Annotated in this window: 20 protein-coding genes and 1 pseudogene; 10 read left to right on the plus strand and 11 right to left on the minus strand. The window is 72.2% G+C overall.

What is annotated here, in order from left to right:
- Positions 1–2: 2 nt before the first annotated feature.
- Genes AB0M59_RS26830 through AB0M59_RS26850 form a run of 5 tightly spaced genes read right to left on the minus strand, consistent with a single transcriptional unit; the run spans position 3 to position 4972 of the window.
- A complete protein-coding gene (locus AB0M59_RS26830; RefSeq protein WP_364619983.1) occupies positions 3–803 on the minus strand; it encodes an ATP-binding cassette domain-containing protein in 801 nt (266 codons plus the stop codon).
- A complete protein-coding gene (locus AB0M59_RS26835; protein WP_364619986.1) occupies positions 800–1594 on the minus strand; it encodes an ABC transporter ATP-binding protein in 795 nt (264 codons plus the stop codon). Before AB0M59_RS26835 ends, AB0M59_RS26830 begins: the two co-directional genes overlap by 4 nt.
- Positions 1591–2478, minus strand: a complete 888-nt coding sequence (locus AB0M59_RS26840; RefSeq protein ID WP_364619989.1) for an ABC transporter permease — start codon at positions 2476–2478, stop codon at positions 1591–1593. The genes AB0M59_RS26835 and AB0M59_RS26840 overlap by 4 nt, the downstream gene beginning before the upstream one ends.
- Positions 2475–3440, minus strand: a complete 966-nt coding sequence (locus tag AB0M59_RS26845; RefSeq protein WP_364619991.1) for an ABC transporter permease — start codon at positions 3438–3440, stop codon at positions 2475–2477. Before AB0M59_RS26845 ends, AB0M59_RS26840 begins: the two co-directional genes overlap by 4 nt.
- Positions 3437–4972 (minus strand): ABC transporter substrate-binding protein, encoded by a 1536-nt coding sequence (locus AB0M59_RS26850; RefSeq protein WP_364619994.1) that lies wholly within the window; start codon positions 4970–4972, stop codon positions 3437–3439. Before AB0M59_RS26850 ends, AB0M59_RS26845 begins: the two co-directional genes overlap by 4 nt.
- Before the next feature lie 69 nt (positions 4973–5041).
- On the opposite strand from AB0M59_RS26850, the gene AB0M59_RS26855 reads away from it, so the two are divergent.
- The 3 genes from AB0M59_RS26855 (at position 5042) to AB0M59_RS26865 (ending at position 8012) form a co-directional block, all read left to right on the plus strand.
- Positions 5042–5830, plus strand: a complete 789-nt coding sequence (locus tag AB0M59_RS26855; protein ID WP_364619997.1) for an IclR family transcriptional regulator — start codon at positions 5042–5044, stop codon at positions 5828–5830.
- Positions 5820–6821 (plus strand): serine hydrolase domain-containing protein, encoded by a 1002-nt coding sequence (locus tag AB0M59_RS26860; RefSeq protein WP_364620000.1) that lies wholly within the window; start codon positions 5820–5822, stop codon positions 6819–6821. The genes AB0M59_RS26855 and AB0M59_RS26860 overlap by 11 nt, the downstream gene beginning before the upstream one ends.
- Before the next feature lie 75 nt (positions 6822–6896).
- Complete coding sequence (locus AB0M59_RS26865) at positions 6897–8012, plus strand: class I SAM-dependent methyltransferase (protein ID WP_364620267.1); 1116 nt, start codon at positions 6897–6899, stop codon at positions 8010–8012.
- Positions 8013–8178: 166 nt separating this feature from the next.
- Here the strand turns inward: AB0M59_RS26865 and AB0M59_RS26870 are convergent, their stop codons facing one another.
- A complete protein-coding gene (locus tag AB0M59_RS26870) occupies positions 8179–8439 on the minus strand; it encodes a hypothetical protein (RefSeq protein ID WP_364620002.1) in 261 nt (86 codons plus the stop codon).
- 355 nt (positions 8440–8794) lie between these two features.
- Here AB0M59_RS26870 and AB0M59_RS26875 point away from each other — a divergent pair, with 355 nt between their 5' ends.
- The 3 genes from AB0M59_RS26875 to AB0M59_RS26885 are packed head-to-tail and all read left to right on the plus strand — an operon-like array spanning position 8795 to position 11209.
- A complete protein-coding gene (locus AB0M59_RS26875) occupies positions 8795–9076 on the plus strand; it encodes a hypothetical protein (RefSeq protein WP_364620005.1) in 282 nt (93 codons plus the stop codon).
- 37 nt (positions 9077–9113) lie between these two features.
- Positions 9114–10349 (plus strand): cupin domain-containing protein, encoded by a 1236-nt coding sequence (locus AB0M59_RS26880; protein WP_364620007.1) that lies wholly within the window; start codon positions 9114–9116, stop codon positions 10347–10349.
- Positions 10346–11209: a sucrase ferredoxin gene (locus tag AB0M59_RS26885; RefSeq protein ID WP_364620009.1), complete on the plus strand. Its 864-nt coding sequence runs from the start codon at positions 10346–10348 to the stop codon at positions 11207–11209. Before AB0M59_RS26880 ends, AB0M59_RS26885 begins: the two co-directional genes overlap by 4 nt.
- Positions 11210–11249: 40 nt before the next feature.
- On the opposite strand, the gene AB0M59_RS26890 is transcribed toward AB0M59_RS26885, so the two are convergent.
- The gene (locus AB0M59_RS26890) at positions 11250–11660 is read right to left on the minus strand and encodes a RidA family protein (protein ID WP_364620012.1); all 411 of its coding nucleotides are present in this window, start codon (positions 11658–11660) and stop codon (positions 11250–11252) included.
- Between the two features lie 89 nt (positions 11661–11749).
- On the opposite strand from AB0M59_RS26890, the gene AB0M59_RS26895 reads away from it, so the two are divergent.
- Together AB0M59_RS26895 and AB0M59_RS26900 are read left to right on the plus strand one after the other, a co-directional pair.
- Positions 11750–12259, plus strand: a complete 510-nt coding sequence (locus AB0M59_RS26895; protein WP_364620014.1) for a MarR family transcriptional regulator — start codon at positions 11750–11752, stop codon at positions 12257–12259.
- A gap of 86 nt (positions 12260–12345) precedes the next feature.
- Positions 12346–13560 carry an SGNH/GDSL hydrolase family protein gene (locus AB0M59_RS26900; RefSeq protein WP_364620017.1) on the plus strand — a complete coding sequence of 405 codons (1215 nt, stop codon included), beginning with the start codon at positions 12346–12348 and terminating at the stop codon, positions 13558–13560.
- A gap of 4 nt (positions 13561–13564) precedes the next feature.
- On the opposite strand, the gene AB0M59_RS26905 is transcribed toward AB0M59_RS26900, so the two are convergent.
- Positions 13565–16171 carry a hypothetical protein gene (locus AB0M59_RS26905; RefSeq protein ID WP_364620020.1) on the minus strand — a complete coding sequence of 869 codons (2607 nt, stop codon included), beginning with the start codon at positions 16169–16171 and terminating at the stop codon, positions 13565–13567.
- 245 nt (positions 16172–16416) lie between these two features.
- On the opposite strand from AB0M59_RS26905, the gene AB0M59_RS26910 reads away from it, so the two are divergent.
- Positions 16417–18036, plus strand: a complete 1620-nt coding sequence (locus tag AB0M59_RS26910) for an FAD-dependent monooxygenase (RefSeq protein WP_364620022.1) — start codon at positions 16417–16419, stop codon at positions 18034–18036.
- A 42-nt stretch (positions 18037–18078) separates the two neighbouring features.
- Here AB0M59_RS26910 and AB0M59_RS26915 read toward each other — a convergent pair whose 3' ends face one another.
- Together AB0M59_RS26915 and AB0M59_RS26920 are read right to left on the minus strand one after the other, a co-directional pair.
- A complete protein-coding gene (locus AB0M59_RS26915) occupies positions 18079–18627 on the minus strand; it encodes a LysR family transcriptional regulator substrate-binding protein (RefSeq protein ID WP_364620025.1) in 549 nt (182 codons plus the stop codon).
- Positions 18628–18824: 197 nt separating this feature from the next.
- A pseudogene (locus tag AB0M59_RS26920) lies at positions 18825–18956 on the minus strand (LysR family transcriptional regulator); the annotation flags it as partial.
- Between the two features lie 71 nt (positions 18957–19027).
- Here AB0M59_RS26920 and AB0M59_RS26925 point away from each other — a divergent pair.
- Positions 19028–19828, plus strand: coding sequence for an LLM class flavin-dependent oxidoreductase (locus AB0M59_RS26925; RefSeq protein ID WP_364620028.1), 801 nt, complete (start codon positions 19028–19030; stop codon positions 19826–19828).
- 41 nt (positions 19829–19869) lie between these two features.
- Here AB0M59_RS26925 and AB0M59_RS26930 read toward each other — a convergent pair whose 3' ends face one another.
- The gene (locus AB0M59_RS26930) at positions 19870–20736 is read right to left on the minus strand and encodes an alpha/beta hydrolase (RefSeq protein ID WP_364620031.1); all 867 of its coding nucleotides are present in this window, start codon (positions 20734–20736) and stop codon (positions 19870–19872) included.
- Positions 20737–20796 lie beyond the last annotated feature (60 nt).

A 20796-nucleotide genomic window follows, 5' to 3' on the forward strand; every position in this document is an offset into this window, starting at 1 on the left:
GCTCACCCGGACACCCGCCGACGGGCGAGCCGCGGGTCCGGGTTGGGCACCGCGTCCAGCAAACTGCGCGTGTACTCGTGCGACGGCGCCCGGAACAGCTCCTTCGACGACGCCAGCTCGACGATCTTCCCGGCGCGCATCACCGCGACCCGGTCGGCGATCTGCTGCACCACCGCGAGGTTGTGCGACACGAACACGTACGTCAGGTCGAGCCGCTTCTGCAGGCCCGCGAGCAGGTCCAGGACCTGGGCCTGCACCGACACGTCGAGCGCGCTGGTCGGCTCGTCGAGCACCACCAGCCGCGGCTCCAGCGCCAGGGCCCGCGCGATGGAGATGCGCTGGCGCTGCCCGCCGGAGAACTCGTGCGGGTAGCGGTCCTGCACCTGCGGCGGCAGGCCGACCGCGTCGAGCAGCTCCGCGACGCGCTCGCGCACCCGGGCCCGCCCACGACGTCCGCGCAGGGCCGCGTCGTGCGTCACCAGCGGCTCGCCCACGATCTCCGTCACGCGCAAGCGCGGGTTCATGCTCGAATACGGGTCCTGCAGCACCACCTGCATCTCGCGCCGCACCTTCCGCAGCCGGCGCGGTGGCAGCGCCGACAGGTCGTCGCCGTCGAAGCGGACCGTGCCCGCGGTGGGTTCCGCCAGCCGCAGCAGCAGCCGGGTGAGGGTCGTCTTGCCGCTGCCGGACTCCCCCACCACGGCCAGGGTTTCGCCCGCGACGACGTCGAGGTCGACCCCGTCCACCGCGGGCAGCGCGCCGTAGTCCTTGCGCAGCCCGCGGATCTCGACCAGGTTCGTCATACCCGCTCCAGCTTCGGTGTCGCACGCAGCAGTTCGCGCGTGTAGTCCTCTCGCGGTGCTTCGAACAGCGGCACCACGTCGCCGGTCTCCACGACCCGCCCGGAGTTCATGACCACGACCCGGTCGGCGACTTCGGCGACGACACCGAGGTCGTGGGTGATGAGCAGGATCGCCATGCCGTGCCGCCGCTGCAGGTCCACCAGCAGCTCGAGGATCTGGGCCTGCACGGTGACGTCCAGCGCCGTCGTCGGCTCGTCGGCGATGAGCACCCGCGGCCGGCCGACCAGCGCCATCGCGATCATCACGCGTTGCCGCAGGCCGCCGGAAAGCTGGTGCGGGTACTGGGAAGCCCGGCGCTCGGGGTCCGGAATCCCGGCTTCCGCCAACGCGGAGACGGCCGCCGCGCGCGCCTCGGCCCGCGAAGCGCCCCGGTGCTTCCGGACGACTTCGGCGACCTGGGCACCGACGCGCTTCACCGGGTTCAGGCTCGTCATCGGGTCCTGGAACACCATGGCGACGTCGTTGCCGCGGATCTTGCGCAGCTCTTTTTCGGGCAGCCGCAGCACATCGCGGCCGTCGAGGAGCACCGAACCGCCCGCGTAGACGCAGGGTGGCTCGGGGTTGATCCGCAGAACCGACAGCGCCGTCGCCGTCTTGCCGCTGCCGGACTCCCCCACCAGCGCCAGGGTCTCCCCTTCGGCCACCGACAGGCTCACGCCGTCGACGGCGGTCACCGCGCCGGTGTCCACGTGGAACTCGACGCGCAGGTCGTTGATCTCCAGCAGGCTCATGAGCGGTACGCCTTCGGGTCCGCGACGTCGCGCAGCACGTCGCCGGTGATGTTGACGGACAGCGCGGTGAGCATCAGCGCGATCCCGGGGAACACGGCCACCCACCACGACGTGCCGAGGTACAGCTGGCCGTCGGCGAGCATGCCGCCCCAGGTCACGGTCTGCTTCGGCACGCCGAGGCCGAGGTAGCTCAGGGACGCCTCCGCCACGATCGCCGCGGCGACGTGCAGGGTGCCGATGGTCGCCAGCGGCGCCATGACGTTCGGCAGCAGGTGCCGCCGCATGATCGTGAGGTCGGTGACGCCGATCGCGCGCGCCTCGGTGACGAACTCCCTGGTGCGCAACGAAAGCACCTCGGCGCGGATCACGCGGGCGTAGGACACCCAGCCGGTGAAGCCGAGCACCAGCACGACGTACCAGAGGCCGGAGCCGAGGAAACCGACGATGGCCAGGGCCAGCAGGATCGACGGGAACGCGAGCTGGATGTCGGCCAGCCGCATGAGGATCCGGTCGAACCAGCCGCCGAGGAACCCGGCGACCAGGCCGATCGCCGCGCCGACGACCCCGGCGAGCAGGGCCGCGCACGCGCCGACCAGCAGCGAGACGCGGGCGCCGTAGCAGAGCCGGGACAGGATGTCGCGGCCCAGCTGATCGGTGCCGAGCAGGTGCGAGGCGTCACCGCCGGCCGCCCACGCGGGCGGGTGCAGCCGCACCAACAGGTCCTGCGCCCCCGGGTCGTAGGGCGCGATGAGCGGTGCGAACAGGGCGACGAGCACCATCAGGACCAGCACGCCGAGCGCGACGACGCCGAGCTTGCTGCGCAGGACGGCACGCACGGCGTTCGGGCGGGCGGCCCGGGCCGCGGGAAAAGCGATGGCGGTCATGCGGTCACCCTCACCCTCGGGTCGAGCAGCGTGTAGGACAGGTCGACCAGCAGGTTCACCACGACGAACGTGGCGGCGAAGAACAGCACCGCGGCCTGCACGAGCGGGAAGTCGCGGTTCTGGATGGCCTCCACGGTGAGCCGGCCGAGGCCGGGCCAGGAGAACACCTGCTCGGTGAGGATCGCCCCGCCGAGCAGTGAGCCGACCTCCAGCCCGACGACCGTGACCACCGGCAGCGCGGCGTTGCGCAGGCCGTGGGCGAAGACGACGCCGCCCGTACCGAGGCCCTTCGCGCGGGCGGTGCGGATGTAGTCGGCGCCGAGCACGTCGATCAGCGACGTCCGCAGCAGCCTCGCGATCACCGCGACCGAGTACACCGCCAGGGTCACCGCCGGCAGCACCAGGTGCTCGAAGCCGCCGTAGCCGGAGGCGGGCAGCACCTGCAGCCGGACGGCGAAGACGAGGATCAGCAGGATCCCGACCCAGAACGCCGGGGTCGACTGGCCGACGAGGACGCCGGTCATCACGCCGGTGTCGCCCGCGCGGCCCCGGCGCAGCGCGGCGAACGTGCCGGCCGGGATCGCGATCAGCAGGGCCAGCAGCAGGGCCGCGCCGGCCAGCTCCAGCGTCGCCGGGACGCGGGCGAGCAGCACGTCGGCGACCGGCTGGTCGTAGACGAGCGACGTGCCCAGGTGCAGCCGCGGCAGGCCGCCGAGGTAGTCGAGGTACTGGGTGAGCAGCGGCCGGTCGAGCCCGAGGCTCGCGCGCAGCGTGGCCTCCTGCGCCGCGGTGGCGTCCGGCGGCAGGATCAGCTTCACCGGGTCGCCCGAGAGTCGGACCAGGAAGAACGCCGCCGTGGCCACGAAGAACAGCACGATCACGGCGGTCAGCACCTTGGCGGCGACCGTGCGCAGCACGCCGGTCCCGGCCGCCGGGCGGCGCGTGAGGGCGACGGTGGTCACGAGGTCACCTCCGCCTTCGCCATGTTCAGCACGCCGACCACGCCCGGTGTCCACTGTGGACGCGTGTTGACCGCGCAGACGCTGTCGATCTGGTAGAGGAACACGAACGGCGCCTCCTGCTTGAGCAGCTGTTGCAGGCCGGTGAAGGCCCGCTGCCGGTCGGCGGGTTCAAGCGACTGCTCTTCGGCGTCGACCAGACGGTCGGCGTCTGGGTTGTGCCAACGGCTCTGCCGCCGGTCGTGGCGGACGTTGGACTGCACGAGGCTTTCGGCGTCGAGCGTCCAGCCGGTGCTGGCGGCCAGGTAGATCGGGCCGAGGGCGCCGCGGTTGCTGGAGGTGAGCCGGCTGCTGTACGTGCCGGCGTCGACCAGGTCCACGCGCGCGCGGACGCCGACGCGGGCGAGCAGACCGGAGATCGCCTCGGCGAGGTTGCCGTCGGCGGTCTGCGCGGTGAGCGAAGTGTCGAAGCCGTCCGGGAATCCCGCCTCGGCGAGCAGCTGTTTCGCCAGGCCGACGTCGCGGGTGAACGGCGTGATCGACGGGTCGAAGCCGAACGACTCGCGCGGGAACATCGTCGGCACCTCGCGGGCCTTGCCGTCGAGCACCGCCTTGATCAGCAGCGGCACGTCGACGGCGTGGTTGAGCGCCCGGCGGACGCGCACGTCGCGCAGCGGGCCGCTGGTGGTGTCGAGCGACAGGTACGACGTGCGGATGCCGGGGAAGTTCCGGATGGCGACGCCCTTGTAGCCCTTCAGCTGCAGGGCGGCGTCCGGGGTGAGGTTGGCGACGATGTCCACCTCGTCGCTCTGCAGGGAGGCCAGCGCCGAGGACGCGTCGGCCATCGGGAGGAACACCAGCTCGTCGTAGGCCGGCTTGCCGCCCCAGTACGCGGGGTTCGCGCGCATCTTCAGCTGGTGGTCGCGCTGGAACTCGACGAACGTGAACGGGCCGGTGCCGACGGGGTGCTTCGCGAACCCGGCGTTGCCGACCTGCTTGAGGTACCCGGGCGGGACGGCGACCCCGCCGAACAGCGACACCTTCGCGGGGATGATCGGGTCGGGCTGGGCGCAGCGCAGGTCCACGGTCAGCGCGTCGACCGCCACGGCCCGCTTGACGTAGCGCAGCTCGACGATCGGCGACTTCGTGGCGGGGTCGAGCAGCCGGTTGATGCTGAACGCGACGGCGTTCGCGTCGCACGGCTCGCCGTTGTGGAACTTGACGCCGGGGCGCAGCTTGAAGCGCCAGGTGAGCGTGTCGGGCGAGGACCACTCGAGCGCGAGACCGGGCGCGAGCCGGTTGTCCGGCCCGCGGGTGGTGAGCGTGTCGAACATGTTGGTCAGCACGTTCATCGAGGTCATGTCGCCCTGCTTCTGCGGGTCGAGCGTCTTGGGGTCCGACGTCTGCGCGACCCGCAGCACGCTGCCGGTGGCACCGGCGGCGGTGCCGCACGCCGACAGCAGGCCCGGCAGGGCCAGTGCGGGGAGCGCGAGCCCGCCGAGCCGTAGGGCGTCGCGGCGCGACAGTGGGGACACGGCGCCTCCTTTCCGTCTTACGGAAGAGCGTTCCGTCACATGGAACGCGATTGCGCTAAGCTAGGCGCCGTGAACCACGCTGTCAACGCTTCCCCCAGCACCCGGGGCGCGGTCGAGAAGGCCCTGGAGGTGCTCGCGACGCTGGCGGGCCCCGGCGGGCCGCACCGGCTGGCCGACCTGGCGCAGGCCTGTGACCTGCCGAAACCGACCGTGCACCGGATGCTGCAGACGTTCGCCGAGGCCGGGTACGCGGTGGGCGCGGGCAGCGGGCACTACGCCGTGGGCCCGCGACTGCTGGGGCTCTCGGCGGCGGCGCTGGCGGGCACGCGGCCGCTGCGGCCGGTGCTGGCCGACCTGCAGCGGCGGACCGGCCACACGGTGCACTACGCGGTGCGCCACGGCGACCGGGCGGTGTACGTCGAGAAGCTCGAGCCGGAGCAGGCGTACCAGCTCAACACCCGGCCCGGCGGCGAAGTGCCGCTGTACTGCACGGCGGTCGGCCGCGCGATTCTCTCGCGCCTGCCCGAGGCCGAGGTGGACGCGGTGTTGCACGCCCCGCTCGCGGCGCGGACGGCGAAGACGGTGACCGACCCGGCATCGCTGCGGGCCGAGCTGGCCGCCGTCGACAGCGCCGGTTACGTCGTGGACGACGAGCAGTTCGAGGCGCACGTGCGCTGCCTGGGCGCCCCGGTGCTGGACGCCGGCGGCGCGGTGGCCGGCGCGGTGAGCGTGTCGGGACTGACCTTCACGCTGCAGCCGTCGAGCTTCGCCGTGCTGGGCCCGCTGGTGGCCGAGGCGGCGAACCGGCTCTCGGCGGTGCTCGCCGGGACGCCGTTGCGAGCGGTCGATGCTCGCTGAGCTGCTGGCCCGGGCGCGGGACGCGCGGGTCTTCTCCGCGGCGGCGTGGTCGGTCGGCACGGCGGACGACGTGCTCGACCAGGGAACGCTGGGCGCGCGTTGGTGGGACGGACCACCGGTCACGGAGGCGAGCCGCTGGGACCTGGCCTCGGTGACCAAGCCGATCGTCGGCCTGGTGGTGGCCGCACTGGCCGAGCGCGGCGAGCTGTCGCTGGACGACCCGCTCCCGGAGTTCCTGCCGTCCTACGCGGGCACCGACAAGGCGTCGATCACCGTGCGGCAGCTGCTGACCCACACGTCGGGCCTGCCCGGCGGGACACCGCTGTGGCGCACTTTCCCGACGCGGACGAAGTTGCTGGAAGCCATCCGGACGACCCCGCTGCCGGCCCCGCCCGGCAGCCGGGTGGAGTACTCGTCGCAGGGGTTCATCCTGCTGGGCCTGATCGCCTCGGCGGCTTCGGGCCGGCCGCTGGACCGCCTGGTCGCGGACCTGGTGACGACCCCGGCGGGCCTGCCGGACACGGGGTTCGGCCCGGTGGACGACGCGGTGGCCACCGAGGACTGCCCGTGGCGCGGCCGGGTCGTGACCGGCGAAGTCCACGACGAGAACGCGGTGGTGCTGGGCGGGATCTGCGGGCACGCGGGCCTGTTCGCGCCGCTGTCGGACGTGGCGCGCCTGGGCCGGATCCTGGCGACGGGCGCATCCCCGCTGCTGAAGCCGGAGACGCACGCGGAGATGATCGCTTGCCACACGCGGGGGTTGCGCCGAGGGCTGGCGTGGCAGGGCCTGGACGTCCCCGGTTCGCCCGTCGGTACCGCGCTGCAGCCGGATTCCTACGGCCACACCGGGTTCACCGGCACGAGCCTGTGGGTCGAGCCCGTCCGCCGCCGGTACTACGTGCTGCTGACGAACCGCGTGCACCCGAGCCGGGCCCAGGACGTCTCGGCGGTCCGCCGCGCGTTCCACGACGCCGCCGTGCGCCTCGGGTAGCCCGGGCGCCCGTTCGTGGTGGACCCGCGTCTGACATCGTGGGGTGCCGGGAAAACCGTGGTCTGGGGGAAATCGATGCTCGTCCGCTGGGTCGAGGACGGCGAAGAGCTGACCGCCGAGTGGCGGTCGGAGAACAACGCGCCGCCGCCGTCGGAAATCGTCGTGGCCGACGACGACTTCACCGCCGACGAGGCCTACCGCCTGGCCGTCGAGGGCACGGCCGTGTTGTGGCGCGGCGACTTCCAGAACGCGCGGCAGCTGCTGAAGGCCGTGGGCAGGCGGATCGACCGGGCGGGCAAGCGACGTCCGGCGAAGAGCGCCGCCGAGGGGTTCCACCTGCACCGCCAGCGGCAGGCGCGGCAGGCCCAGCTGCTGGGCAAGCTGCTCGTGCCCGTGGAGCCCGGGCACGTCGTCCCCCTGCGCCGGGCGCCCGACGTGCGGGAGGCGTGCACGGAGGCCTACGGCCCGGCGGACCGGCCGTCGGTCGTGTCGTTGCGCGAACTGCTCGGCGTGATCGGCGCGCACGAGTGGCGGCGCAAGGGTGTCGAGGTGCCCGGGCTCGGCGCTCGCATCCACCCGCACTACGGGGTGTTCTCGCCGGCCCGCGGCGAGTACGTCGACCTCGTGGCCGCGGCTCCGCTCCCGTCGACCAGGCTCGCGTTCGACATCGGCACCGGCTCCGGCGTGCTCGCCGCGGTGCTGCTCGGCCGCGGCGTGGAATCCGTGGTGGCCACGGACCTCGACCAGCGGGCGCTGGACTGCGCACAGGACAACCTCGACCGGCTCGGGTTCGCCGACCGCGTGCGGTTCGTCAAGGCGGACCTGTTCCCACCCGGCGAGGCACCCCTGGTGGTCTGCAACCCGCCGTGGCTGCCGGCCAAGCCGACGTCGCCGATCGAGCACGCGGTGTACGACCCGGGCAGCCGGATGCTCCGCGGGTACCTGGATCGGCTGGGCAAGCACCTCGAGCCCGGCGGCGAGGGATGGCTGGTGCTGTCCGACCTCGCCGAGCACCTCGGGCTGCGGTCGCGGGCCGATCTCCTCGAAGCGATCGACGCCGCCGGGTTGACGGTGGTCGGCAAGACCGACACGCGGCCGCGCCACCCCCGCGCGTCCGATCCGGACGATCCGTTGCACGCAGCGCGCGCGGCCGAAGTCACTTCGCTCTGGCGGCTCGCCGTGCACCGCTGAACGGCGCGCGAAGGTCCTCGACTGTCCACCGCCGGCACAGCGGGAACGCAAGGAACTCAAGGCCTGAATCAGCGCGGTCATCCGCCATTACTCACGATCCGGTGGAGCGCTTTCCGGCGGGCGCAAGCAAAACGGAACGAAATCCGCGCTCAGCCGAATCGAGGGATCACCGGGTGTCGAGTTCGTCGTCCAGTGCGGCTTCGACCTTCGCCGCCGCGCGCACCAGCGCCCGGTAGGCCAGGACCGAGGCACCGGCCACGGCGAACACCGCGGCCATCGCCCACACGTCACCGCCGTCGTCGGCCGGGACGACCGCGGCGGTGGCCAGAGCGAGGAGCAGCCACCGGTTGCGCGCCGCGAGCCGGGGTCGCCACCGGTCGGAGACGTGCCCCCTGGTGGCCAGGAACGTCGGACCATGAGCACCCATGGGCGACCGACCTTTCGTCCAGGATCAGGCACGGAATGTGACCGACCACGAATGAGAGACGTCCCGACAGTCGTGAGATCCGCCATCGGAGTTACCAGTTTCAGCCCGAGTGACCCATCGTGAGTGGTAGTCCACTCGAAAGAGTGAGATGCGCAGTTGTTGCCCTCTTGTGACCCGATCCGGAATTGCCCCGACGCCAAAAACTGATTCATATTGTCCGGGTGAATGTCCGCCGGGGCCGCCGCGTGGCCGGACGCGGGTGGGCGGTTCGCCCGCCGGAATGCTTGAACAGCCGCCATCTGGGGTAACCGGCGGCTCACCGGCGATCGGCCGGAACCGCCGAAGGGAAACCGACATGAGCCTGAACGACGACGACATCTCCACCAGCTCCACCAGCGGTCCGGAAGGTCCCGCCGACTCCGGTGCCGGCGGAGGCACACCCGGCCAGCACGACGGCGGCGCGGACAGCGGCGCCGAAGGACCGGCCGACTCCGGTGCCGGCGGGGGCACGCCGGGCCAGCACGACGGCGGAGCCGACGGCGGCGCCGAAGGACCGGCCGACTCGGGCGCCGGCGGAGGCACGCCGGGCCAGCACGACGGTGGAGCCGACGGCGGCGCGGACAGTGGCGCGAACTGACCTGAACGAGCCCACCGCCGGCACCGAGCCTTCCTCGGTGCCGGCGGGCGCTCCGCCGCACGGGAAGGTGCTGCCGCGCCTGGTCGGTCCCGACGTCGACGCCTTCGCCGCGCAGCACTGGGGCCGAACCCCCCTGCTGCGTCGCGCCGCCGACGCTGCCGGCTTCCGGGACCTGCTCGACCTCGACGGCGCCGACGAACTGCTGTCCCGCCGCGGGCTGCGGACGCCCTTCCTGCGTCTGGCCCGCCAAGGCGAGGTGCTCGACTCCCGCTCGTTCACCGGGGGCGGTGGAGTCGGCGCCGAGATCGGGGACCAGGTTCGCGACGACAAGGTCGCCGCGCTGTTCGCCGACGGCAGCACGATCGTGCTGCAGGCCCTGCACCGCACCTGGCCCGCCGTCGTCGACTTCGCCGTCGGCCTCGCCGACGAGCTCGGCCACCCCGTGCAGGCCAACGCCTACATCACCCCGCCGTCGTCGCAGGGGTTCTCCGCGCACTACGACGTGCACGACGTGTTCGTGCTGCAGCTCGCCGGCCGCAAGCACTGGTCCGTGCACGCCCCCGTCCACCCCGCCCCGCTGCGCACGCAGCCGTGGAGCGCGCACGCCGACGCCGTCGCCGCCCGCGCCCGCGACGACACCCCGGTCATCGACGCCGTGCTCGAACCCGGTGACCTGATGTACCTCCCCCGCGGCTGGCTGCACTCCGCGACCGCGCTCGGGGACGTCTCCGCCCACCTGACCATCGGCATCCACGTCGTCACCCGGTTCGCGCTCGTCGAAGCGCTCGCGGCGCTCGTCGCCTCCGACGAGCGCCTGCGCGCCTCCCTGCCACTGGGGATCGACGTCGCCGACCCCGGCCAGGCCGCCGAGCACGTCGGGCCGGTGCGGGACGCCCTGATCGAGGCGCTGGCGCGCGTCCCGGCCGAGGCCGTGGCCCGGCACGTGCGCGACCGGGTGTGGCCGGGCGGGCGGCCCGAACCCGTCCGCCCGATCGCGGCCGCGGCCTTCGCGCGGGACCTCACCGCCGGGGACGCCGTGCGCCGCCGCACCTGCCTGCGCCACCGCGTCCAAGACACCGCCGACGGCCGCACCGTGCTGGAGCTGACGGACCGGCGGATCTCGTTGCCCGGCACCACTTCGACGGCCGTGCGCGCGTTGCTCGACGGGCGGACCTGGCACGTCGGCGCGATCCCGGGCCTCGACGAACCGGACCAGCTCGTCCTCGTGCGCCGGCTGCTGCGAGAAGGCGTGCTCGTGGCCGGCTCCGCATGAGCGCCCCCGCGTGGGGGCGCTGCGCCGATCTGGCGGACGCCGCCGGCGACCGCCGTGAAGGCACCGCACCTCCGGCCGACCACTGGCTGCTGATCGAGCACCCGGGCCCGTGGGAGCAGCTGGCGCTGACCAGCCCGGGCCTCGAGCCCGCCGCGCTGACGACCTGGGCGGCCCGGTACGGCGGCCGGGTCGCGCTCATCCGCCGTCCGGGCCGCCGGCGCGACACCGGGCCGCGCCGGTGGTTCCGGGTCGACTCCCGGCCCGGTCACGAAGGCATCCTCACGGGCGAATACCGGGACACCACCGAGCTCGCGACCCTTCCGTTCCACAGTGGACGGTCTTGGGCGCGGCCGCTCACCCTGGTGTGCACGCACGGCAAGCACGACCCCTGCTGCGCGGTTCGCGGCCGTCCGCTCGCCGCGGCACTGGCCGGCGCGGACCCGGACGGCACGTGGGAGTGCAGTCACCTCGGCGGGTGCCGGTTCGCTCCCGCGGTCGTGCTGCTGCCGCACGGTTTCACCTTCGGCGGCGTCGACCCGGCCGAGGCGGCCGGCATCGTCCGCTCCTACGCGGAGGGAATCCTGGAGCCGGCCAAACTCCGCGGCCGGTCGTCGCTGCCCCCGGTCGTCCAGACGGCGCACCACCACGCCCGCGCCGCCACCGGCGCGCGTGGGGTCGACGACCTCCGCCTCGTCGCCGCCGAGCGTGACGGCGACGAGCGCTGGCGGGTGACTTTCGACGACCCCGCGTGCACCGTGGTGCTGCGCGAACGGTTCCGCTCCCTCGACCGCCCGCTGACCTGTGCCGCCCGCCGGCCGGGCCGCGTGCAGGTCTTCGACCTGCTCGAAGCCGGTCCCTGACCGGGCACGCAAACCGCCGGGTGCCGCTCGGCGGCTCCGCTCACCGGTCCACGACGGCGGTCACCTCGGCTTCGACCAGGATTTCCGGGTCGAACAGGATCTCGACGCCGATCAGCGCCGCGGGTGGCGCCGTGGTGATGTCCAGTTCCTTCACCGCCTGCTCGACGCCGGCCCGGAAGGCGTCGTACATCTCGCGCCGCCACCCGGCCGCGTACCAGGTGAAGCGGACGACGTCGGCGAACGTGGCGCCCGCCGCGGCCAGCGCCTTGGCGACGTTCCGGTACACCTGCGCGACCTGGCCCGTGAGGTCGCCGGGTGCGACCAGGGTGCCGTTCCCGTCCCAGGCGACCTGGCCGGCGATGTGGATCTGCTTGCCGCCGGTGGCCACGGCGACGTGGTGGTAGTCCGGGACCACGACGTGCCCGTCCGGGTTGATCAGCGCAACGGCCATCCTGCTCACTCCTTGAGTTCAATATTGAAGTAATCCCAGTCTGCCGTCACTTCAAGAGTGAAGTCAAGGCGGGGCGGTACAGTGGCCCGATGGCCTCGATCACCAGCCCGGGTCCCGGCGGCGCCGCGGACGAGCCGCGGTGGCTCGACGCCGCGGAGAAGGAAGCCTGGACCGGCTTGATCTCGCTGGCGCTCCTGATGCCCGGCCGGCTCGAGGCGCCGTTGCAGCACACCGCGGGCCTGACGCTGTTCGAGTACATGACGCTCAGCCAGATCTCCGAGGCCCCGGACCACCGGATCCGGATGAGCGAGCTGGCCTACTTGACCAACGGGTCGCTCTCCCGGCTGTCCAATGTGGTCAAGCGCCTGGAGAACCGCGGCTGGGTCACCCGCTCCCCCGACCCCGCCGACGGCCGCTACACGCTCGCCGCCCTCACCGACGCCGGCCACGAGGTCGTCGTCGCCGCGGCACCGGTCCACGTGCGCTCGGTCCGCGAGCTCGTGCTCGACCCCCTCACGAAAACCGACCGGCTGGCACTCGCCCGGATCGCGGCCAAGCTCCGCACCCGCCCGGCCGATTACGGTGACGAACTCGCCTGAACACCGGCCCACTGAAATACTGCTGGCTATTTTCGTGAATGCGTGGCAATACTGGAGATCCCCTACCGAAGAGGTGGTTTCCGGCGATGACAAAAAAGACACTGACGATCGCGGCGATAATCCTTTCCCTGATTTCCGGCAGCACTGGTACAGCCGTCGCGGAAATGGATTCCTCCGCACACCGGCCGATTTCGGTCTGGTCGCCGAGCATGACGATCGGCGGGCCGAACTTCACCGATCAGACGCTGCGGATGGTCGTGCACCCCAGCGTCGGCGGGGACGGTCTACGTCTGCACCTGTCCAACTTGCGCGGCACCACCCCCCTCGCCGTCGGCGCCGTCAGCGTGGCGCTGCAGTCCGAGAAGGCGACCGCCGTCGAAGGATCCCGGCGCGCGGTGACGTTTTCGCGGGCGAGAACGCTGACGATCCCGGCGGGCCAGGAAGCCGTCAGCGACCCGGTCGCGATGTCGGTGCGCGCGGAGCAGAACCTGCTCGTGAGCCTGTACCTGCCCCAGGCGACCAGCTCGGCGACCTGGCACTCCGACGCGTTCGACGTCTCCTACCTCTCGAAGCCGGGCGACCACGCGGCCGACACCGACGACGGGAACTACGTCGCCGCCACGACTTCCTGGTACTACCTGTCCGGTTTGGACGTCGTCTCCCCCACCGCGCGCGGCACCGTGGTGGCGTTCGGCGACTCCATCACCGACGGCTACAACACCCCGGCGAGCGCCTACCGCCGCTGGCCGGACGACCTCGCCCGCCGGCTCGCCGGACCGCGGCCGACCGCGGTGGTCGACGCCGGGATCGGCGGCAACCGGGTGCTGACCGACGTGCCGAACATCTGGCAGGGCGTCAGCGCGCTCAAGCGGTTCGCCCATGACGCGCTGGCGCAGCCCGGTGTCCGGACGGTGATCCTGATGGAGGGCATCAACGACATCGGCAACAACGCCGGCCCCGGCGGCGTTCCGCTGACCGCGCAGCACCTGATCGACGGGTACGGCGCGCTGATCCGGCAGGCGCACGCGGCCGGGGTGCGGATCATCGGCGGGACCATGTCGCCGGACAAGGGATCGGGCGGCTACAGCGAGCACGGCGAGTCGATCCGCCGGGCGGCGAACGCCTGGATCCGCACCAGCGGGCAGTTCGACGGCGTCGCCGACTTCGACAAGGCGCTGCAAGACCCCTCCGATCCTGCGGCGCTGCGAGCCGGCTTCGACTCGGGTGATCACATCCACCCGAACGAAGCCGGCATGCAGGCCATGGCCGACGCGGTCGACCTCCGGTCGCTGGACTACTGAGCCGCTACCGGACGCGGAAGCCGTCCACCAGGAAATAGCTACCGCTCAGTTTCGACACGGTCAGCGTGTGCCGCCCGGCGGCGAGCCCGGTCACCGAATAAACGGGGACCTGGGCTTGCCGTTGGGCGGTGTTCGCGCTGACGGTTCCCTTCGAAACCCCGTCGAGCGTGACGCCGATGTCACCTTCGTCGGAATTCGTTTCGGTGAGGAAACTGATACCGGTCCCGGTGAAGGTGACCGACGCCGAATCGCCGTCCTGCTGGCTGTAGTGCACCCCGTTCTCCAGGTCGCCGTAAGTGCGCGAACCGCTGGAGCGCCAGCTGCCGAAGTAGGAGATCCGGAGGTCGTCGTCGTCGAGCACCTTGCCCGGCGGCGTGCCCGGCCCGGCGGCGTCGATGATCGCCTGCGCCGCCGCGGGCCAGCGACCGTCGGAGACCACTGTGGACTGTTCGACGGTGACGTCGGTGCCGTTGTTCTCGTACTGGGGGGTGTCGGTGAAGTTGCCGTGGATGTAGTCGTCGTGGATGGTCGGTGTCCACAGGTGCAGCCACGACGAGCCGTTGCTGAACTTCACCACGTTGTCGTGGGTGTCCCACAGCGAGCTGCCCTCGTCGTGGTAGATCATGTTGCAGCCGTCGATGCACTCCCCGAGCACGTTGCCGACGAACTCCGACGGCGCCGCCTGGCCGCCGAGGGTGTAGATCGGGCCGCCGTCGAACAACACGCCCATCACGCTGTGCACGTGGTTGCCGACGACGTGGTTGCCGCCGGTGTAGGTCGTGCCGTGCAGGCACGGGTCGGGCAGGCCCTGCTTGGCCTGCAGCGCGCAGCTCGACGCCCAGCCCCAGCCCCAGCCGATCGACACGCCCGAGTACGGCGTGTAGCCGATGTCGTTGTGGGACAACGTGGTCCCGCGGCTGTGGCCCACCCAGACGCCGACGGCGTCCTGGTACTCCTGGCCGGGCCGCTGCACGATGTTGCCGGCCACGGTGTTGCCGCTGGTCATCAGCGACGGCTGGGTCTGGTAGTAGTCGTCGACCTCCCCCACCGCGACGCCGCTGCCGCCGACGTCGGTGATCGAGCCGCCGGACACCGTCGAGTCCTGGGTCTGGTCGGCGAGGTCGATGCCGCTGGTCCCGGTGTGCTGCACGGTCACGCCGGTGAAGGTGATCCGCGCGCCGCGGTGCACCTGCACGGCCGCGGGGATCCGGGTCGGCGTCCGGGTGGCCGGGTCCCAGAGGATCCCGGCCTGGTTGTCGATGTAGCCCGCGGTGTTCGGGGCGGTCCAGGTCGTGTAGGCGAACGTGATCCCCTCGAAGGCGACGTCGTGCACCGGCGCGACGACGTCGGGGATCACGGTGAAAGCGTCGATGAGCAGGTAGTCGCCACCGGCCTTGACCACGCGGACCGTGTGCTTGCCCTTGGCCAGCCCGGTGACCGAGACGACGGCCTGCTGCGCGAGCCGTTCGGCACTCTTGGCCGACACCGTCTGCTTCTTGACGCCGTCGACGTAGACGTCGATGTCGCCTTCGTCCGAGTTCGTCTCGGTCAGGACCTGGAGGCCGGTGCCGGTGAACGTGTAGCTGAAGGCGTCGCCGTTGTTCTGGGTGTAGTGCACGTCGGCGCCGAGGTCGCCGAGGTGGCGGCCGTTCGAGTAGTTCCAGCTGCCGGTGTAGGTGGCGCGCCAGTCGGTGTCGTCGAGCGGCGCCAGGTGCCCGGGAGTCCCGGCCAGGTCGAGCAGTTCCGGCGCGACGGGCAGTTCGACGTCGGCCTTCGCGAGGTCCTCACCGGGACGCGGCACGTAGTAGAGGTAGCCGGCATCGGGATCGAGGTAGAACTGGCCGGGTGTGCCGAGCAGCTGGTACGCGTTTTCGAGCCAGGTGACGCGGTCGAGGCTCGGCAATCCCGCGCCATTGAAGGGGAAGCTCGGGTTGGGGACGGAGTTGTGGTTGTTGTTCCAGCAGCCGGGGTCGACGGTCAGCGCCGAGCCGCCCGAGGCGCCGGGCGTGATCGAGGCCAGCGGGCAGCGCAGCTGCTTCCAGCCGTTGTTCGCGACCACCTCGACCCGGGCGGCGTTCGTCCACGCCGTGTAGGACGCGTCGGCGGTGGTGAATCCGGTGGAGGACACGGAGAAGCCGCCCGGATCCTGGGCGGTGCGGGCCCGCTGCGCGCGGACGCCGTCCACGAACAGCTCCCGGCTCGCCACCCCCTTCGGCACCGGGGCGCGGTAGATGTTCTTGGCGGCGTCGGTCTTCCGGAAACCGCCGATCTTCATCGCGCCGCTGAACACCGGGGTCTGCCCGGCGGCCGCGCGGTAGACGACGCGGTGCCCCGGCCGGCCGGAGTCCTGCACGCCCAGCCGCAACGGCGTGGTCAGCGAGTAGGTGCCGCCGCGCAGTTCGACCACGACGTCCCCGGCGGCCCGCGGGACGAGCGCGCGAACGCGGTCCCGCGCTGTGGCGAGGTCGCACGGAGCGGGGGAAGTGCAGACGGAGCCGTGGCCGGACGGGGCGGCGTAGAGGACGTCCGGGGGTCTTCCGGGAGTGGCACCGACAGCCGCGACAACGGCTGCGGCGGTGACCAGGTGCGCGACGACGGTGGCGATTCGCATCGGGGTTCTCCGGCGGGTCAGTGGACAGACATCAGATGAATATAGCCTGAGCTGAGACGTAGTGGGACACCCGAATTCACGGCGAAAGGCCCACCTGATCCGCACAAACACCTCTCAAGGAGACAACGCGAGACAAGATCCCGCACCGGTCTTGACAGCGCAGAGTTCCTACCTTTGGACCGCGAAGCCCTGTCCGCCGTACTCTGCGCCGAGACGATCACACCGACTGGCTGGGGAGCCTCGCCATGACGAGCAGCACCGATCACCCGGAGACCACCGAGGTCGTCATCGCCGGAGGCGGCCCGGTCGGCCTGACCCTGGCCCACGAGCTCGGCGCCCGGGGCATCGGCTGCGTCCTGCTCGAACCGCGGCCGGAACCGAGCCTCGCCTCCCCGCGGTGCAAGCAGATGAACCCCCGCTCGATGGAGATCTTCCGGCGTCTCGGCATCGCCGGCGCCGTGCGCGACAACGCGCGCCTGCCCTTCGGGTGGTCCGATTCGGCCGTCTTCTGCACCTCGCTCACCGGGCACCGGCTGGAGCGCTTCGACGGTGTCTTCGCGCTCAGCGACATCCAGCGATCGGAGCTGGCCGAACCCGCGCTCTGGTGCGCGCAGAACCACGTCGAAGAGGCGCTGCGCGAGACCCTCGCCCGCCGGAACACGGTCAGCGCGCGATGGGGCTGGACCCTGATCGGCGTGGAGCAGGACGCCGACGGCGTCACCACGACCGCGACGGACGAAGCGGGGCAGGAACGCGTGGTGCGGGGCCGCTACCTGGTCGGCGCCGACGGCGCCCGCAGCACCGTCCGGCGGGCGTCCGGCATCCCGCTCACCGGCCGCAGTCACGAAATCCGCAACGTCCAGGTGATCTTCGACGCGCCGGGGCTGTCGGCCCGCCACCGCATGGGCCGGGCCGTGCAGTACTGGGTGGTCAACCCCGAAGTCAACGGCCTGATGGGCACCCTGGACACCGAGGACCTGTGGTGGGCCATCATCATCAACGCCCCGGAAGACGCCGACGCCACGTGGTACGAACGAGCGGTCCACCGCATGATCGGCGCCGAAGAACTCATCACCGTCACCGCGACCGATCCCTGGACCGCCCGGATGCTGGTGGCCGACCGCTACCGGGACGGCCGCTGTTTCCTCGCCGGGGACGCCGCCCACCAGAACCCGCCGTGGGGCGGCTTCGGCGCCAACACGGGCATCGGGGACGCCGCCGACCTCGGCTGGAAGCTCGCGGCCGCACTGCACGGGTGGGCAGGCGACGGCCTGCTCGACTCCTACGAGACCGAACGCCGTCCCATCGCCCGGCGCGCCATCGCCGAAGCCGAACGGAACATGCGGGTGCTGACCGGCGAACTCGCCGCGGCGGGGCTGGACGACGACGGACCCGACGGCCGGGCCCTGCGCGCCAAGACGGCCGAGCTGATCCGCCAGGCCAAGACCGCCGAGATGTACACCCTCGGCTTCGTGCTCGGCACCGCGTCCCCGGACTCACCCCTGGTCGTCCCCGACGACGGCCCCGCACCGGTGTCCACCGGTTCGGAGTACCGGCCCTCCGGTGCCCCGGGCAACCGGCTGCCGCACCAGTGGCTCGACCGGAATCGGTCGGTGCAGGACGAATTCGGCCCCGGCTTCACGCTCCTCGAGATCGCCGCGCAGCCCGCGCCCGAATGGGAAGCCGCCGCGGCGGCGACCGGTGTGCCGCTGAAGCGGTACCGGCTCAACCGGCCGGACCTGCACGGTCTCTACGCGGCCCGGTACGTCCTGGTCCGGCCCGACGGGTACATCGCGTGGCGCGGCGAAACCTCCCCCGATGACGCGCGGGCGGTGCTGGACCACGCCCGGGGACAGCAGGATTGACCCTGCTACTCCGGGATGGCCGGTGCGAGCAGCGGCTCAGGCCTACGCCTCTCCGTCCACGGCCAGGCCGAGCGCCAGCTCACGGGCGCGCTCGGCCAGCGGGGACAGCGTCCGGTTCGCGGGCCACGCCAGCCAGATCTCGCGCGGCGTGAGCACGGGGTCGAGCGGGTGGGCGGTGAGAACGTCGTCGTCCGGCCGGATGTCCAGGGCCAGCCGGGGCAGCACGGCGATCCCGAGCCCGGCGCGCACCATCGAGAGCACCCCGCGGTTGTCCGCGGTGCGGAACACGATCCGCGGCGCGACGCCGGCTCCGGCGTACACCCGCTCGACCCGCGCCTGGTCGCAGATCGGCGGCTGGGCGACCATCGCGACGCCGTCCAGGGCGGCGAGCGGCACCGGTCCCGGCGGGAAGACTCCGCGGCGCGCGACCACCGCGTACGGGTCGATCAGGATCCGGGTCTGCTCGACCTCGCCGCCGACGCGACCGTCGAAGAACAGCAGATCGAGCTCGCCGATCCGCGGCTCGGCGGACTCCTCCTCGAAGAGCCGGACGTCGGCGGCGGGGTGCTCGTCCCGCAGTCTGCGCACCACGGTGGGCAGCAGCGCGTTGGTGACGCTCTGGAACGTCCCGATGTCGATCCGGCCCGCGCCGGCGCGGGCCGCTCGACCGCGTCTTCGGCGGCCGCGGCGCGGGCGAGCAGCTCACGCCCGTGCTCCAGCACCAGGGTTCCGAGCGGCGTCAGGCGCGCCGGTTTCGGGCCGCCCGGCCGGTCGAACACCGCGCCGCCGAGGGACTTCTCCAGCGCGGCGATCTGCTGGCTGACGGCGGACTGGGTGTAGCCGAGGCGCTCCGCGGCCCGGCCGAACGTGCTTTCGGCCGCGACGGCGTCGAGGGTGACGAGGTGACGCAGATCCAGCATCAGCACAGCTTATCAAATCGGCCAGATTTCATCGCTTTTCCCGATGGCTTCGCCTTCGTAGCGTTCCGGGTATGACCTCACAGCACGCGCTCTGGCTCCCGCTCTTCGACGATCTGGCCGACCCGGCGCTCGTCGCCCGCCTCGCCGCCGAGGCCGAAGAAGCGGGCTGGCACGGCTTCTTCGTCTGGGACCACCTCCGCTGGCGCGAACCGGTGGCCGCCGCGGCCGACCCGTGGATCACCCTGGCCGCGATCGCCACCGCCACGTCGAGGCTGCGCTTCGGGCCGATGGTCAGCGCGATCAGCCGCCGTCGCCCCGCCAAGCTCGCCCGCGAGACCGCCACCCTCGACCGCCTCGGCGGCGGCCGGCTCACCCTCGGCGTCGGCCTCGGCGGCGACCGGTTCGGCGAGGAGTTCTCCCGCACCGGCGAGGAGTGCGACGACCGGGTCCGCGCCCGCATGCTCGACGAAGCGTTGGCCATCCTCGCCGCCGCCTGGTCCGGCGACGTCGTGCACCACCGCGGCGAGCACTACACGGTGGACGGCATCCGGTTCCTGCCGACGCCGGCGCGGCGGATCCCGATCTGGGCGGCGGGCTTCCCCGGCAAGCTCAACCCGATGCGCCGGGCCGCCCGCCTCGACGGCTACTTCCCGGTGAACCTCGGCTCGGCCGACCGCTTCGCCGAAGCCGTGGCCCAGGTCGAGGCGCTGCGCACCGGGACCGGGCCGTTCGACTACGTCGCGGAGGTCGAACCCGGGGAGGACAGCGCGACGTACACGCGGGCCGGCGCGACCTGGCTACTGACCTGCTTCGCACCCGAGTCGCTTTCCGTCGACCACGTGCGCGGCGTGCTGCGCGACGGTCCCCACTGAACCGGCGGATCCGCGCCGCACCCCCGGGTGCGACCTGAGGCTCAGCCGCCGGTGACGAAGTCCACCACCGCCTCGCCGAACAGTTCGGGCTCTTCGAGGTGACCGAAGTGACCGCTGCGCTCCAGCACCACGAGGCGGGAGCCGGGGATCAGGTCGTGCAGCTCGTGCGCCCAGCGGGGACCGCAGATCACGTCGTACCGGCCGACGATCACCAGCGCCGGCACCGCCAGCGAACCGAGCGTCGCCCGGTCGTCGATCGTGTCCGGCACCAGCTGCGCGTCCAGTCCGGAGATGTGGGTGCCGAGCACCGTCTTCCTCAGCGGCGCGAACTCCGCCTCCCGGCCCCAGTAATCGGCGAAGTACGCCGGCATCAGGCCCCGCAAGGCGCCGGTCATCTCCTCGTCGTCCGAAATCGACCCGGTCGCCTGCAGCGCGGCCAGCACCTCGGGCAGGTCGGGGCGGTCGGCGTTGCGGTGCGCGAACTCCGCGACGTTGCGCTGGGCCTCGGCGCCGTGCTCCGGTCCGGTGACCGGCGCGCTGTCGTACAGCACCACCCCGGCGACGCGGTCCGGGTGGTGCACCGCGAAGTACTGCACGACGAACCCGCCGTGGGAATGACCGAGGAGGCAGGCCGTGTCCAGGCCGAGGTGGTCGAGCAGCGCGAGCAGGGCGCGGGCGTAGCGTTCGCGGGTGTAGCCGTGGGGGTGCGATGCCAGCCGACCGGAGCCGCCGGTGCCGATCGGCTCGACGTAGACCATGGTCAGGTGCGGTTCGAGCGCCGGCATCCGCAGGTACGCCCAGTCCACGCCGGGACCGCCGGGGTGCACGACGCACACCGGTCCGCGGCCGTGCACGTGGTAGCGCTGCCGGACGCCGTCGAGCTCGATGGTGTGGGTGCCGATGTCCATGGGAATCTCCGATCGCGTGGGGCTGGGACACCGGCAAGATGGGGCCGACGGCGGGAAGTT

The organism is Amycolatopsis sp. NPDC051371 (assembly GCF_040682155.1).
Classification (GTDB): Bacteria; Actinomycetota; Actinomycetes; order Mycobacteriales; family Pseudonocardiaceae; genus Amycolatopsis.